Source organism: uncultured Fibrobacter sp. (assembly GCF_937877005.1).
Lineage (GTDB): Bacteria > Fibrobacterota > Fibrobacteria > Fibrobacterales > Fibrobacteraceae > Fibrobacter.
In genome coordinates, this window is sequence record NZ_CALEFV010000136.1 from 1 (window position 1) to 15,125 (window position 15,125).

The 15,125-nt window shown below is 50.3% G+C and carries 16 protein-coding genes and 1 pseudogene; 8 read left to right on the forward strand and 9 right to left on the reverse strand.

Annotation, left to right across the window (positions count from 1 at the left end):
* Positions 1 to 587, reverse strand: a pseudogene (locus Q0628_RS06635) (hypothetical protein); the annotation flags it as partial.
* Positions 588 to 626: 39 nt separating this feature from the next.
* Between Q0628_RS06635 and Q0628_RS06640 the strand changes: the two are divergent.
* A complete protein-coding gene (locus Q0628_RS06640) occupies positions 627 to 1,412 on the forward strand; it encodes a nitrilase-related carbon-nitrogen hydrolase (protein WP_298769357.1) in 786 nt (261 codons plus the stop codon).
* A gap of 171 nt (positions 1,413 to 1,583) precedes the next feature.
* A complete protein-coding gene (locus Q0628_RS06645) occupies positions 1,584 to 1,715 on the forward strand; it encodes a hypothetical protein (protein ID WP_298769359.1) in 132 nt (43 codons plus the stop codon).
* Positions 1,716 to 1,824: 109 nt separating this feature from the next.
* Here Q0628_RS06645 and Q0628_RS06650 read toward each other — a convergent pair whose 3' ends face one another.
* Positions 1,825 to 2,055, reverse strand: a complete 231-nt coding sequence (locus Q0628_RS06650) for a hypothetical protein (RefSeq protein WP_298769361.1) — start codon at positions 2,053 to 2,055, stop codon at positions 1,825 to 1,827.
* Positions 2,056 to 2,155: 100 nt separating this feature from the next.
* On the opposite strand from Q0628_RS06650, the gene Q0628_RS06655 reads away from it, so the two are divergent.
* Positions 2,156 to 3,313 (forward strand): phosphotransferase, encoded by a 1,158-nt coding sequence (locus Q0628_RS06655; RefSeq protein WP_298769381.1) that lies wholly within the window; start codon positions 2,156 to 2,158, stop codon positions 3,311 to 3,313.
* On the opposite strand, the gene queA is transcribed toward Q0628_RS06655, so the two are convergent.
* From queA to Q0628_RS06690, 7 genes are all read right to left on the reverse strand, one after another.
* Complete coding sequence (queA, locus tag Q0628_RS06660; RefSeq protein ID WP_298769383.1) at positions 3,310 to 4,356, reverse strand: tRNA preQ1(34) S-adenosylmethionine ribosyltransferase-isomerase QueA; 1,047 nt, start codon at positions 4,354 to 4,356, stop codon at positions 3,310 to 3,312. The genes Q0628_RS06655 and queA overlap by 4 nt on opposite strands.
* Position 4,357: 1 nt before the next feature.
* Positions 4,358 to 5,341: a WYL domain-containing protein gene (locus tag Q0628_RS06665; RefSeq protein ID WP_298769385.1), complete on the reverse strand. Its 984-nt coding sequence runs from the start codon at positions 5,339 to 5,341 to the stop codon at positions 4,358 to 4,360.
* A gap of 19 nt (positions 5,342 to 5,360) precedes the next feature.
* Complete coding sequence (locus tag Q0628_RS06670) at positions 5,361 to 6,605, reverse strand: BON domain-containing protein (protein WP_298769387.1); 1,245 nt, start codon at positions 6,603 to 6,605, stop codon at positions 5,361 to 5,363.
* 81 nt (positions 6,606 to 6,686) lie between these two features.
* Positions 6,687 to 8,162, reverse strand: a complete 1,476-nt coding sequence (gltX, locus tag Q0628_RS06675; RefSeq protein WP_298769389.1) for a glutamate--tRNA ligase — start codon at positions 8,160 to 8,162, stop codon at positions 6,687 to 6,689.
* A gap of 72 nt (positions 8,163 to 8,234) precedes the next feature.
* A complete protein-coding gene (locus tag Q0628_RS06680; protein WP_298769391.1) occupies positions 8,235 to 9,725 on the reverse strand; it encodes an oligosaccharide flippase family protein in 1,491 nt (496 codons plus the stop codon).
* Complete coding sequence (locus Q0628_RS06685; protein WP_298769393.1) at positions 9,725 to 10,699, reverse strand: hypothetical protein; 975 nt, start codon at positions 10,697 to 10,699, stop codon at positions 9,725 to 9,727. The genes Q0628_RS06680 and Q0628_RS06685 overlap by 1 nt, the downstream gene beginning before the upstream one ends.
* 281 nt (positions 10,700 to 10,980) lie before the next feature.
* Positions 10,981 to 11,400, reverse strand: a complete 420-nt coding sequence (locus Q0628_RS06690; protein WP_298769394.1) for a hypothetical protein — start codon at positions 11,398 to 11,400, stop codon at positions 10,981 to 10,983.
* Here Q0628_RS06690 and Q0628_RS06695 point away from each other — a divergent pair.
* From Q0628_RS06695 to Q0628_RS06715, 5 genes are all read left to right on the forward strand, one after another.
* Positions 11,388 to 11,672, forward strand: coding sequence for a hypothetical protein (locus tag Q0628_RS06695; RefSeq protein ID WP_298769396.1), 285 nt, complete (start codon positions 11,388 to 11,390; stop codon positions 11,670 to 11,672). The two genes, Q0628_RS06690 and Q0628_RS06695, sit on opposite strands and share 13 nt — an antisense overlap.
* Positions 11,669 to 11,848 carry a hypothetical protein gene (locus Q0628_RS06700; protein WP_298769398.1) on the forward strand — a complete coding sequence of 60 codons (180 nt, stop codon included), beginning with the start codon at positions 11,669 to 11,671 and terminating at the stop codon, positions 11,846 to 11,848. The genes Q0628_RS06695 and Q0628_RS06700 overlap by 4 nt, the downstream gene beginning before the upstream one ends.
* 74 nt (positions 11,849 to 11,922) lie before the next feature.
* Positions 11,923 to 13,365, forward strand: coding sequence for a sodium:alanine symporter family protein (locus Q0628_RS06705; RefSeq protein WP_298769400.1), 1,443 nt, complete (start codon positions 11,923 to 11,925; stop codon positions 13,363 to 13,365).
* 47 nt (positions 13,366 to 13,412) lie between these two features.
* Positions 13,413 to 14,105, forward strand: a complete 693-nt coding sequence (ispD, locus tag Q0628_RS06710; protein ID WP_298769402.1) for a 2-C-methyl-D-erythritol 4-phosphate cytidylyltransferase — start codon at positions 13,413 to 13,415, stop codon at positions 14,103 to 14,105.
* Between the two features lie 79 nt (positions 14,106 to 14,184).
* A complete protein-coding gene (locus Q0628_RS06715; RefSeq protein WP_298769404.1) occupies positions 14,185 to 15,120 on the forward strand; it encodes a porin family protein in 936 nt (311 codons plus the stop codon).
* The last annotated feature ends 5 nt before the right edge of the window (positions 15,121 to 15,125 follow it).

A 15,125-nucleotide genomic window follows, 5' to 3' on the forward strand; every position in this document is an offset into this window, starting at 1 on the left:
AGGTTACCGGGAAAACCGACATCCAAGTGACGCATGTTCGGAATGCGAAGCCTTCCCAGATGATAGGCCACATCTCCTGCACGCGAGCCATCGTAATACAGGGCACTGCTAAAATCCTTCTGTCCCGAAATACCGGGCATCTGGCTCAAGTGTTCCGTAACATCGAAACGCATGCCAGCCGCATCTTCAAGCTTGTCCAGGTTCACCTTGCGTTCAAAAGTCCACTGGGCCTTGTCCCCGCCGCCACCAATCACGGTGCTTGTCCCCAGATTACGGACATCGGCAGTAGTCTGCATCGTAATGACCATGTCAAAAAGGTCGGCAAAATCCTGCAGTTCCACGAGAACGCTATCAAAACCCGGCTTCTTGAAAATAAGCGAGGCATTCTTGGAATCTACCGTAAGCTCAAAACGACCATCGGAATCCGTCTCTCCCAGTTTCTTTCCCGAGACATAAGTAATCTCGGCATCCCTGATCGGGAGGTCCGATTCGGATTCAAGCACCACACCCACAATCAATGTCGGAGTCGCGGCAAACAGAGCCGTTGCAAAAAGCACCAAAAAGACAAACAGGGATCGAACTCTCATATTTTTAAAATAGAAAAAAGAATGTTCTATATTTCGGACATGCTCGACATTTTTCTAGTTCAAATGGAAGTTGCGCCGAACGACAAGGCCAAAAACTTCGAGACGGTCCGCAGAGTCACCGCAGACATCCAATGTGACGGCAAGGTCGGAGGACTCATCGTGCTTCCCGAAATGTTCGCCACAGGTTACCTTCCCCTGCATCCCGAAAGTGCCGCCGAGGATTTTTCTTCGCGGGATTCCGGCGAGACCGCGAACTTTTTGAGCGACCTGGCCAATCGCACGGGTTATTCCGTCCTAGGAGCCGGAATCGCCATTCGCGATGGGAAACTATTGAACCATAGCAGCGTTTTTCAACCCGGCAATCCGAACGAATTCGCTGGCTACGACAAGCGGCACCCCTTCTTTATGGAGCAGCCCAAGTTCGCTGCCGGAACGGATGTTAATTTATTTAAAATTTCCCATTGGAAAGTTGCAGCGACCATCTGCTTTGACCTGCGCTTCCCGGAACTCTACCGAGACGCCGTCAAGGCAGGGGCAAAACTCATCACGGTTCAAGCCGCATGGCCCGCCGTCCGAATAGAGCACTGGAAAACCTTGCTACAGGCACGCGCCATAGAGGACCAGGTCTACATCGCTGCAGTCAACTGCACAGGGCACACCTATGGAGGCCGATCCATGATCATAAGCCCGCAAGGCGAAATTATGGAAATGGCCGACGAGAATTCGAGCGTCCTTGTCAAAACGCGAATTTTTTCTGTTCCACAGCAGGAATACCGTCAAAAATTTCCCGTCCTAAATGGAATAGTCCAAACGGGATTGATTTAAATCACGTTTTCCTTTTTTTCACTTTTTTGGGCAATTCACTAACTATCAACAAGTTAGGCTCATTTTGCCAAATATGTCAAAAATATTACCTTTTTTTTTGACATTGCAATGTCAAAAATAAAATGTATCTTTCTTTTAAAAAGGGACACATCTCTTACCAAGAGGTAATACATGTCATCTACAACCAGACTCCAGTATGCAAAGGCGTTAATCAAGGCGGGCATTACGCGCGAATTGGTCCTGAAGATTACAGCAATCTCTGGCTACCAGTATTCGCAAATCCAAAGAGAACTAGCCGCCTAAAGGATCCGCATCCTTGCAAATGGTGTTAATTATATCAGCACAGCCTGCCACTCAGAACGAGGAACGACAGGCTGTGCTTTCTTGTTGCTATAGGGATGGGTCCCTGCTACTAAGTGGCAAGGACGGCAAAAAACCAGCCAAATTCTACCTCAATCCGGGAGACAGGTTCCCCTGGGACCAGTTCCTCCCCAAAATGCTCGTAAATTGGCAACTGAGCGATTACAAGGATATCCCAAAAGAATTCAAACCGCAAAAAAGGATTCCCGACTTCGTCATCGAGGGTTTGCTCAAAGAGCCCCTCGAAAATCAACTCAAAATCCTTGCCACCCTTAGAAGTCAAGGGTTCTTTTCTGCACTACCAAGTAGAAGATAGGATTTGATGATGGACAATAAATATTTTTAAATTATCAATCATCCATCATCAATTATCAATTAGGTAAATGCTTTCCGATATTTCTACCAAGCGCTGGTTCATGGGCAAAGGAAAGCCGGTGCAAGAAATCGTCATCGTAGACGAAACCCATGTCCAAAATGTAACCCTCCAGATTCTACAAGTAAAGTTTCAGGACGGGACAAGCGACCTTTATGCAAATGTTACCGACGAAACCAGAATAGGAGAACTCCTTGCAGCCGGCTTCGAAGGATACATCGGCAACGATGCCTTCGAATTCTCTCGCACTGCACTTTTTCCTGCCAGTTTGCCACTATCGCAAGCGCGGCCCCTCGCCGCCGAACAGAGCAATTCCGCTTTCTGCCTGCAAGGCCAATTTTTCTTCAAGCTCTTCAGACGTCTGCAGGCGGGCCCACATCCCGAACAGGAAACGATGCTGCATCTGAACAAGTCCTCGTTCGACAAGGTTCCGCAACTTTACGGCTATGTCAACTACAAGGACAGAAACGGGAATTCCTACGCCATCGGGATTCTCGAAAGTCATGTTCCTGACGCGCAAAACGCCTGGGATATCTTCACATCCTGCGACGATATCGAATTTCTGAAAAAATGCGCCTTTGAACTCGGCAAGACAACCGCCCAAATGCACGAAGCTCTGAGAGATTTACCAGGATGCCGCATTCAGGCAGAAGAGGTTCCCTTCGAAAAGCTAATTGGACTCTTGAAGGCGAACGGTCGCACGGATCTGGTACCGCGCATCGAGTCGCTGGAAAAAGCACATTGCTGCGAAAGCACCCATGCCACCCCCAACATGCTTCAGGCACAGCGCATCCATGGAGACTACCACCTAGGACAGGTACTCTGGAACGGCAAAAACTTTACCATCCTGGATTTCGAGGGCGAACCGACCCGATCGCTAGAATACAGACGCCGTCTGCGTTCCCCCGCAACAGACATAGCTGGCATGCTCCGCAGCTTCGCCTATGCAAGTGCAGTCCAAAATGCGCAAGACATGTCTTTCGAACAAATCACCGCCAATGCATTCTTGCAGGGCTACAGCGAAGTCACCGGAATCAACAGTGCCGCTCTTAAAGAAATAGCCCAGCCGTTCATTCTCGGTAAGGCCATCTACGAAGCTTGTTACGAACTGGAATATAGACCCGACTGGTTCTGGATTCCAGAGCAGGCTTTAAAAAACGAGCTTTAAAGAATCAGCATCCCGTCGCCGTAGCTAAAGAGCTTCATCCTGTTCTCTACCGCCATTTTGTAGGCTTCAAGCGTATTTTCGCGGCCGTAGAACGCAGATACCAGCAAAATGAGGGAGCTTTTCGGCCAGTGGAAATTGGTCAAGAGGCCGTCCACAATCTTGTAGCGGTAACCGGGGTAAAAGAACGCATGGGTCACGCCCGATTGCGCCTTCACGATTCCGTTCGCATCAGCGATCGTCTCGACGACACGCGTACTCGTAGTACCCACGGTAACGATGCGGCCACCTTCGCGTTTTGCCTTGTTGATAATCTCGGCGTTTTCCTTGGTGAGTTCGTAATGTTCGCCATGCATCTTGTGCTGGGTGAAGTCTTCAACCGAAATATTCTGGAATGTACCCGGGCCTACATGCAGCGTGACTTCGGCAACATACACACCCTTCGCCTTGAGGGCTTCGAGCATTTCTTCGCTAAAGTGGAGGCTCGCCGTCGGAGCGGCTACTGCGCCCGAATACTTCGCAAATATTGTCTGATACGCCTTCTTGTCATCTTCGTCATCGGGGCGGTCGATATAGGGCGGCAGCGGCACGTGGCCTTCACGGTTCATCACCGCTTCGAGTTCCACAGGCGTCACCGCAAAACGCAACACCCGGGCACCGTCTTCCTTGATGTCTTCGACGATCGTCTTGACACCCGCAATATCGAGTTCGCGCCCAATCTTGAAAGCCTTGCCCGGACGCACCTGCGCCTCGTAGCGGGCGGAGCCGTCTTCGGCCGGGATTAAGGCCTGAACTAGGAGCGTTTCGACTTCGCCGCCGTGCATTGTATGACCATACAAACGGGCAGGAATCACCTTCGTGTTATTCACGACCAGGCAATCGCCCGGCTTGAACAAGTCCACAATTTCAGGAGCCTTCATGATACGGCGTTCGCCGCCATCTTTCGGGCAATGCAGAATGCGGGTTTTTCCCTTGCCCGCCGTGCGGCTGGCAATCAGTTCCTTGGGGAACTCAAAATTATAGTCAGAAAGATTGTGCGATTCCATTTTAGCGGTCCATTTCGGACAAAGCGTCTTTCAGTTTCTGCTTGACGGTTTCCTTTAGCGAAGCCGGTTTCATTATACGGACATCCGTGGCAACGCCCATAAGCCAAGAGACAAAGTCCGGCGTGATACGGAGTTTCATGTCCACAATCATATTCTTGTTCTTGTCGTAACGCTTTGAAATGGCGGGATTGAAGTGGGAGCGTTCGAATTGCGTCTGCAGCCACCTGTTTCGAATTTCAAGCGTAACATCTTCGGGTTTGCCACTCCCCGTGTACTTACCGAATGCGAACTTGTAATGCGTTGCCGCGTCAAAATTAAACTTCGGTACAGCATGGTTTGTTTCCTGCACATTCTTGATCTGCTCGAACAGGTAGTTCTTGAAGACCTGATTTCCCTTGTCGTCTTCTTCGCCGGCAATCAGGTACAGCGTATCCATTCGCATGATCACCTTGACGGGGTTCACTTCCTTATTTTCTTCAACGATAGCAGAATGATCTGTCGCATGACAATACTGAATCTTGACAGCAAAGCCTTCGTGAATGGCCTTGAGGACCTTGTTGACATGAGTCGAATTCAGCTTATCGTCGCTGAACGGACCATAATCCAACACATAATCCGGGTCAGTCGAAATTGCTTCGGGCTTGAAATCATCGGGATCGGTCATCTGCATCGTCTTGATGACCTTGTCCAAAATCTTGCCCGTCTTGATATCCGGAGCAGATGTCACCGAAAGGTTCTTCTTGACCTTCTCCAGTTGCTTCACGACTTCCTGATTGAAGTTGAATTCCTTTTCGGTCTGAATGACATAAAAGGTTTCTCCGCCTTCCTTAAATTTACGTAAGCCGCAATTTTCATTGCCAATGACTTCCAGATGCCTAAAAATAGTGCGTGTTCCACACCCCATCAGATTGGCAAGCTCGCTAACCGTCGTCTTGACCTTGAGCTTATTCTTGATTGCATTTATTTTTTCGTAGCCCGATGCCATTGTTCAAATCTCCTTTATACTATCTAAGCCTTAAACGGTTTTCGACAAGCCTGGTCTTTATCTTTGCGATTGCGACCAGGAGTGCACCATGTTTCTGGATTGGCGAAAAGACATGCCCCTCCAGTAAAAATTTTTTGTTCGCATAAGATACGCGAATGTTCGTTCCCTTGAACCTAGAATTCAACGCTAGGTCAGCCTCCAGTTCACGGCAGGTCCTTATAATCTCGGGTGATTCCTCGGGCACAATGCTGATGCTACAGGAAAGATCGATAACCCCCGGAATCTCGGCAATACGGCTTTCGATTTCCTTGGAATAGAACTCTTCCTGACAGCAGGCATTAACCTGAACCTTTCCCCCGCGCACCTGTACGCTATAATCGAAAAGATGGTGCGCGGGATTTTCGAGAAGGACATAAATAGCCTTCTCTATCTGCGTATCCGTCACGTAGGGTTCCGCCTGAATCCGCATAAAGTTGACACACCCACGAACCTTGGGAATCCCGTTAACGCAAGCTTCCAGATTGCGTTTCAGGGAAAGGTTCTTGACAGACCCCTTCAGATACACGATTCCCTGTCCGACTTCGATAGACATCTGGCCAGATTCATCCGGGAAAAGCTGACGGATCTTATTTTCGACTGTCGCCAGCAATCTATCATTCGGCAGATTCTGTGCCAAAGGAGGACGCGTAATAAAGACAAGCGTATTGTCCTTCAACAACACTGCAAGCTTATCCTTTTCGCCATCATTCACCAGGCCCACAGCGACACCAAACTGATTGCGGATAGCGTGATAGACCGGGTCACCAATCAGGACCTCACCACACTGAGCCGGCAAAAGACGATAACCACCAGGAGCATCTTCGTTCTCTATCACAACCTTCGGCAATTCCAATTTCTGCTCCGCCCCGCCATCGTAAGTGACAACCAGGACTTCCTTTTCCGGGCCCATAAAGATGCTCTTGACCAGAGCCGGCTTAGGGGCACCCTTGAAATAGACCCAGTTACCGGGAACAATGCGATTGTAACCGTAAATCTTGGCATAATCCTGATTGACGAACTCTCGCCTACAAAAATCGAACTCGCTCGAAATAGCAACAAATAGCGTTCCGCAGGCATCGCAACTGCAAAGCAAGGGAATTCGCGGATCCATTCCCCCATAGGTCGAATAGACCTCCCGGGCAAATACGCCGTGTTCCGTCACTTTCTTGCAGCAACGACAGAACAACTTCTGGGTATAAAGTCTATGAGGAAACTGAGAACGCATGTATTAGTGTGGAGTGTGAGGTGTAGGGTGTGGAGTGTGGAATGGGGAAATCATTACACACTACACATTACACACTTCTCATTATTTCATCAGCGGCATTGCGACGTCGATGCGGCGGAGCACTTCTTCCTTGCCGATGATTTCGAACATTTCCCAGAGGCCGGGGCCAGCGGTAACGCCAGACACAGCGAGACGCGGAGCACCGACGAGTTCGCCGACCTTGTGGCCGCAGCGTTCGGCGAGGTCATAGAATCCCTTCTCGATGACTGGCGTCTTGAAGTCTTCGATGGAGGCGAGCATGTCGCGCACGAGGGTCGCCACTTCTTTGGAGCCTTCGCCGAAGTGCTTCTTGGCACCCTTCTCGTCGTAAGTCGTCGGGGCAACAAAGAAGTACACGGCCATATCGGCCAGGTCCTGCACAAAGTGGGCACGGGGCTTCAGCTGCTTCACGATTTCGTCGAGGCGTTCCTCAGGTTCCTTCGAGAGGTCGATACCCTTCGCAGCCAAGCCTTCCTTCATGATACCCTTGAGGAAAGCGTCATCGCACAGGTGGATGTGCTGGCCGTTCATCCACTGCAGTTTCTTTTCGTCGAAGCTCGCGGACTTCGGGTTGATGCGTTCCAGCGTGAAGCTTTCCACCATTTCCTTGATGGTCATGACTTCGCGGTCGTCGCCCGGGTTCCAGCCGAGGAGAGCGAGGTAGTTCACGAGAGTCTCCGGCAAGTAGCCGAGGTCGCGGAAATCGCCCACGGAGGCGGCTCCCTTGCGCTTAGAAAGCTTACCGCCGTTCTTATCGAGAATCACCGGCAGATGGCACCATACGGGCGGCTGCCAGCCGAACGCCTTGTACAAGAGTTCGTGCTTGGGCGTAGAGCTAATCCATTCGTCGCCGCGGAGCACGTGGGTCGTACCCATCAGGTGGTCGTCCACGACGCTTGCAAAGTGGTAAGTCGGGTAACCATCGCGCTTGATAAGCACCAGGTCGTCCAGAAGTTCGTTCTGGTAGCTGATGTGGCCGCGGATCATGTCGTCGAATTCCGTGACGCCCGTTTCGGGCACCTTGAAGCGGATCACCGCCTTCTCGCCGGCTGCAATGCGGGCCTCGGCTTCTTCGCGGCTAATGTTACGGCAATGGCGGTCGTATCCCGTAACCGGCACGTGGGACTTTTCCTGTTCGGCGCGGACTTCCTGCAGGCGCTCTTCGGTGCAGAAGCAGTAGTAGGCACAGCCCGCGTCCAAGAGTTTCTTGATTTCGCGGTGGTAGATGTCCAGACGCTCGCTCTGGAAGTACGGGCCGCAGTCGCCTTCGCAACCCGGACCTTCGTCCCACTGGAGCCCCAGCCACTTGAGGTCGCGCATCAGGTCGTGCAGAGCCGTTTCGTTGTAACGCTTACGGTCGGTATCCTCGATTCGCAGGTAGAACGTGCCGCCCATGTGTTTTGCAAAAAAGTAGTTGTAAATAGCGGTACGCGCACCGCCCACATGCAAATAGCCCGTAGGACTCGGGGCAAAACGGACGCGGACAGGAGACTTACCGGAATTGCAGTTTTCGCACATAATGTGTTTTACCTTTATTTAACTTTTAGTCATTTTTCGTCAATGAATATAGAAAATCGGTGGAGCCGCCGATCAGAGGTCTGTGGATTTCTTGGCAGAAAGTCCCTGCAACCAAAAAGTCAGCGCAAGAAGTCCCGCAATTCCGACATAAAAAGCCCCTTTTACGCAAAGGTTCGGTTCATAAACGAAGTTGACAACATAATCTACGGCAACAAGCGACACAATCCAAAGCCCCTGTATCCAAAGGGCTTTTTTATACGGCCAGTAACCCATCTTTTTTAGGTACAAGTTCATCCAGATACACTGCACCACTTGATAGGCCATCGAAGAAACCGCCGCCCCGGCAATTCCAAGAACAGGAATCAGGAGCCGGTTCAGCGCAATCGCCAATACAAGAGACACCGCGTTCATCAAAAGCATAAAACGGCTTTTCCCAAGGCCATTGATGATTGCCCCCGACAACCCAAAGAAACCGTTCACCAAGTTTCCGATAATCAATATCCCAAGTACCGCAACAGGGTTATTCCCCGTCACAAAGGACTTGCCCGCAATCATCATCGTCTGCTCCGGAAACAGCACGATAAAATAACCAATAGCCAGTTGAATCAGGGTCACCATCGAAACGCAATAGGAGTAAACCGGCTTCAGGTCCGAACCGAGGCGGTCCCTGGACATTCCCGCCACCACCGGCTGCAAAATGGGATTGTAGCTTTGCCGAATCGTCTTGAGCCCGTTCGAAATCGTCACCATCACCGCATAAACACCGGCCGCTTCGGGGCCCAAAAGGGCAAGGACCATCCACAAGTCAACGCGAAGCAAAAATGTCGAAACGACTTCCGAAAAGCCCAGGGGCAACGAGAAATCCAGCATTTCGCGAGGAACGCGTTTTTTTATGAACCAGCGAATTTGGGGAAATTGGCGGTTAATTAGAACAAAGTAAGAAACAACCCCGAGTATGTTCGCCACAAAGAACCCCGTCGGTAGCGCCAACTTGTCATTGAATCCGCAGAAATGCAACACAATCGCAATCAACGGCGCCAACGTCATGACGGCAAAGTCATTGATAAAAATTTTGTATTGCGGATGCCTATTTCCTTCCGACGCTCCGGCAAACATATTGAGCATCGTGTAGGGTAGCACCGAAAGGCCGTACAGCGAAATTTCCAGCGAAGAAAGCATCGCAAGGCCCGACGATACCCGTTGCAAATTGAAGAAGGAACCAAACCAAATCAGAAGGGAAAAGCCCAGCGCGATCGTAACGGCCACCCAAAACGACTCCACCAGGCCTTCATGGGCTGGGCGCCCCTGCACCTTATTCTGCGGCAAATAGCGATGCAGGCCCTTATCCAGGCCAAGGACTGCCACGCGACAAAGGGTCAGCACGAACAACTGCGTCGAAATGTAAATGCCAAAAATTTCCTTTCCAAAGATGCGAGCAACGACTATCATGAGAACGGGGGCAACCACCTTGAGGACTGTCCCCACAATCGTGAAAAGCGTACTTTTTACCAGGAATTTTTGATCGTTCTGGATTGAAGAACTCATTGCGTTCTGCCTTGCCATTAGCAAATTTCATTCCATCTTTTCTGAAACGCCGACACAAACCGGAACAACCTCGGGAACTGGCGATAGGTAAAAAACATGGGGAACTTATTTTCCCTGTCAAGGGGCTCGGTCGCCCCGTAGAAGGAATTCTTGGCGTTATAAATCATCTGCAATTCCTGTTCGCTGATTCGCCCACGTCTCTTGATATCTTCGAAGAAGTCCTTTTTCATCAGGGGATGGGGCTCCGTTTTTCCGTCGATACCTGATCCAAAGAAGTGGATGATTTTCGCAGAGCACAGCAACGGGAAAATCACCTTGACGCGGTACAGATGATTGTAGGCCTCGCGAACCTGGCAATTCCATTCGCCAGGCAATTCCTTCATCGGAAAACCCAGCAGGCGATTGCACTCGTTGAACGAAATTTGGTCCGTGTAAATGCCCTTGGACGTACAGTAGCGATACAGTTCATTCCACATCTCGAAAAATTCCCGAGAGCGATCACTGTCCCGCACAAAAATCACGCCGCTGTTAAAATAAAGGTCAGCTAGGGACAGCGTAAATCCAAGGATTTTCTTCTGCAGATTCATCCGTTTATGCTTGACATGGTACCGGTCACTCTCCCGGCCATGCAAATCCGTTACGGCGGCAATATCGCAATCGTCTGCGACCTTTATATTTAAAGGGGCGGCAATCGCCGTATCGCCATCGATATAGACAAAGTCGCCATCGACCCAATGGCGCATACTTGTTTTCAGCATCCGAGAACGGACCATACACGAAGTTCCTTCGTCAAAAGGGATTACCCGGTATTCATCTACCAAGTCCCTGATTTTGGAACGGAACCCCACCAAGTTGGAATCCGTCTTGTCATCCACCAGAAGCGACACAAACGCCCCTGGATTATGATGCCGCAGCGAGAGCATCGAGACAAGAGTCTGCTCGTAATAAATATCAGATTCTTGGCTCACTAGGCTATAAAGAAACTTGACCATAAAACACCTCTTTCCTGTCTTAAAAAAAGACAAAATCTTTCACTGTTTAGATTCATTTTTTTTCATGCTATTTTTGTGTTATTTTTGTTATACTGCAAGCGGGGCCCGTTCATTTTCGCCCTTTTGGGATGAATCACCCAAAATTTTTTTTATTGGTTACTTAAAGTTCCACTAAGTTTTTTACAAAGAAAAATTAACGAACGATTTTTTTTGTTCCATATTTTTTCATGGAAAAGAAAAAACTTAAACGAACAGTAATTCTCGCCTTGGCTTTGGCAACTTCAGCCATAGCCTAGGAAAAAAAACACGAAGTACTTTCGGACTCCCTGCACATCCCAAAAAACTTCGAAAATTTCAACAATTTTCAAATTGACAAGTGGGGCCCCGTCACTTACAATGGCGAAGGGATATGCGACATTTTGGATCTCTACCATAGCAGCGTCGCGCAAGGACTCGGATACTCCACCGTCGTAGATTACAAATACAAGCGCAGAGATATTATCGAAAAAGAAATTACAAAGAAGCGCATCGTGGAAATCATAAAGGAACCTCTTCCCAAACCCGATACCATTATTGTTCCCGTACCTGTACCGGCAGAACCCCAAAAGAAATGCTGCATCACTTATTGTTGCTGCGATAACTAGGGAGGACAACATGAAGAAATTTATCGTATTACTCATTTGCGCCTTTGCAGCATTCATTTTCGAAGGTTGCGCACCCCGTAACTACACAACCAGCGAGCCCGGTACATAAGCCGAGGTCCAAGGCCAAAATCAAGAACAAGCCCGTACAAAAAACCAAGACAGCCGTTGTCACTAAAAAATCGACCGACTACAGCATCGTTACAGATAACATGTACCCGATTCCCAAGGCTCTGGATGTAGACAACGACATGACGACTGTCTCTTTGACCCCGGTCGCCTACACCGACCAAAACACTGCAACGAAGTCTACTTCTTCAGTGCCGTCGTGACGCCCGCCTCGGGTTACCATAGCCTCGTGGACATCTCGATGTCCGAAACCAAGGTCGAAGGCGGCTACTCGTGCAAGTACTTCGGTTCGGCAGTCGTTTACCAGGTCAAACCGAATCCGTTCATGAAGACCACCATCAAATACGAGGATGTGGTACAGAAAATCGTACCGGAGTAATCCGAATACAAGAACAACATTTTCTATTTTGGGAGGCATAAACTGAAACCGCCTCCTTTTTTTTAGGAATACTTATGGAAACTTTAAATTCCATCTTAGATGCTATTGACGGCTACGTGTGGGGAGTGCCCCTGATTGTCTTTATCCTCTTTGTAGGATTCCTGCTCACTATCCGCCTCGGCTGCATGCAAGTTCTGAACTTGCCCAACGCACTGCGTTACATGCTCCACAACGAAAAAGGCGGCGAAGGCGAAGTTTCGAGCTTTGGCGCTCTCTGCACAGCCCTTGCAGCCACAATCGGCACGGGTAACATCGTGGGCGTCGCCACCGCTATCGGTACCGGTGGCCCGGGTGCCCTCTTCTGGATGGAAGTGGCCGCATTCCTCGGTATGGCCACCAAGTATGCCGAAGGCCTGCTCGCCGTCAAGTACCGCACTATCGGCAAAGACGGCAAGGTATTGGGAGGCCCGTTCTACTACATCGAAACTGGCATCAAGGAACGCTTTGGCTGGAACATGAAATGGCTCGCTGTCATATTTGCCGTATTCGGCATTGGCGCGGGTCTCCTTGGCATTGGCACCATCACTCAGGTGAACGGTATCACCAGCGCCATGGCCCGCCTCACCCCGAACGCCCCTGAATTCATTAACCTCGGTGGCAATTCCATTTCTTGGACCACCGCCATCGCAGGCCTTTTGGTTACCATTTTCGCCGCAACCGTTATCATCGGCGGCTTAAAGCGCATCGCAAAAGTTTCGACCTACATTGTCCCAATTATGGCGATTATCTACATTCTCGCCTGCATGCTCTTGCTGCTTTTGAACTTCGCCCAGATTCCGCTGGCTATCCAGACAATCGTGCAAGCCGCATTCAACCCGAGCGCCATTACCGGCGGTGCCGTCGGCACCATCTTTATCGCGATGCAGAAGGGTATCGCCCGCGGCATCTTCAGTAACGAAGCGGGCCTCGGTTCTGCCCCAATTGCAGCGGCAGCCGCCAAGACCAAGGAACCGGTTCGTCAGGGTCTCGTCTGCATGACCGGCACCTTCTTCGACACCATTATCATTTGTACCATGACTGGCCTTGCCATCGTGGTTTCAGGCGCATGGGACCCGAAGCTCGGTCTCGAAGGCGTGAATATCACCATGGAAGCGTTCTCCCGCGGACTTGCCATCGTTCCGGCCGGTTCTGTCATCGCACCGTTCTTCCTCGCCATCGCCTTGGTGTTCTTCGCGTTCACCACGATTCTTGGCTGGGCATACTATTCCGAAAAGTGCCTGCAGTACCTGATGGGCGGCAAGAACGAAAAGGCCACCCTGATTTACCGCTGGGTCTACATCGCGGCAATCTTTATCGGCCCGTACCTCACGGTAAGTGCCGTATGGACTAGCGCCGACATCTTCAACGGCCTGATGGCATTCCCGAACCTGGTCGCACTGATTCTCTTGAGCGGAATTGTCTCGAAAGAAACCAAGGATTACCTTGAACGCCTCCACAACGGCCACGTGGGCGACTAATTGATAATTGATAATTGATAATTGATGATTAATATTAGATTTTCGGTATGTGTGAAGCAAACTTGATTGGTAAATTTGCAGCGGTGCTCCCGGCGGGGGGACTCGGCAAGCGCATGGGCGGGAACATTCCCAAGCAGCTTATGGTTTTGGGCGGCAAGCCCGTTTACCGCTACAGCCTCGAGACATTCCTTTCGATGGATGAAATCGCCGAAGTCGTGATGGCCGTACCCGCCGACTGGAAAGATCATTTCGAGAAGGATTTTTCGCACCCGAAACTGAAAATTGTCGTGGGTGGAGCGGAACGCTGGCAATCCGTCGAAAACGGCGTGAATGCACTCACGAGTGGTGCCGAATATGTTCTGGTACACGACGTGGCGCGCCCGTTCATCAGCAAAGAAATCATCCTTGATGTTTGCAAGACGCTTGTTGAAAAAGGCAGCTGCCTTGTGGCAAAGCCCGCCGTTGACACCATCAAGATTGCAAAAGACGGCTGCGTGCAGCAGACCATCGACCGCAACACCGTATGGATGGCGCAGACCCCGCAAGCGGCCTCGATTGCCTTACTGAAAAAGCTCTACGGGCGCATTGCCGCAGAGCCTTTAAATTTTACCCCCACCGACGAAGCAAGCATCCTCGAATATTTCGGCGAAAGCGTCTACATCGTGAAGGGCAACAACCTGAACGACAAGCTTACGACTCCCGAAGACTTCGAAATCCAGAAACTTCGTTTTCAGGCCTAAAAAGCCGCTTTCCATGGCGAGACAAAACAAAGTTTACTATTTTGCTACAACAAAGAAATCCCATAAGCTAGGAGAGAATATGAAGAAAATTTGGACCCTCATCGCCTGCACGCTGATGGCAGCCTCGGTCTCATTCGCACAGGACGACTTTGATTCGGAATCAACAGACCAAGCAGAAGAACAGGTTGCCGACCAGGCTTCCGAACCTTGGCCTGACGAAGCGGAACAATCAAGCGATGCCGAATCGGAGGAAGATGCCTCTAGCGTCCAATCCGCCAAGCAGAGCAATAATCAGGTTACAAACCAGACCAACATTCAACAAGCAAATCAAGTCTCTATTCAGAACAACTACTACGCACAAGCGAACGAAGCTCCCGCCGAAGAACCTGTCCAGTCCCGCGCAGAGGAGTCCCGTTTCGGTTTCGGTGTACGCGGTGCATTTGATTACGGCATCATGTACGGATTCAGCGAAGAAGACGACGACATGGACGAAACCCCCAAGGGTATCGGTTTCGAATTCGGCGTAGCCGCTCGCATCGACATGATTCCTAACCTCTATTTCACGCCCGAAGTCAACATCGCCTACATCAAGACAAGCCACAAGTTTCTGGAACGTAAACGCGAATATGCCAGCATGGATCTGGAAATTCCGGTACTCATGCGCGGAGTCGTTGCCGAAAAGTTCTACGTGACCGCCGGTCCGCAGTTCATCATCCACCTCTCCGACGATTTCGACCAGGAAGATATCGAACTCGAGTTTGGCCAATTCCCCTTCGAGGAAAATATTGAGCAAGGCGCATTCACCTTCGGCATTGCCGCAGGCGCCGGCTTCAATCTCGTAGACAAGCTCTTTATCGACCTCCGTTTCTATATGGGCCTCATGGAGCTCTTCCCGGATGTAAAATCTGCCGATGATCTCGAAAACCTGCACGACTCCGACCTTTTCTCGTCTCTTGACCTCTCGGGCGCCAAGATGATGAAAATCAAGATTGGTCTGAGCTACTGGTTCATGTAATAAAA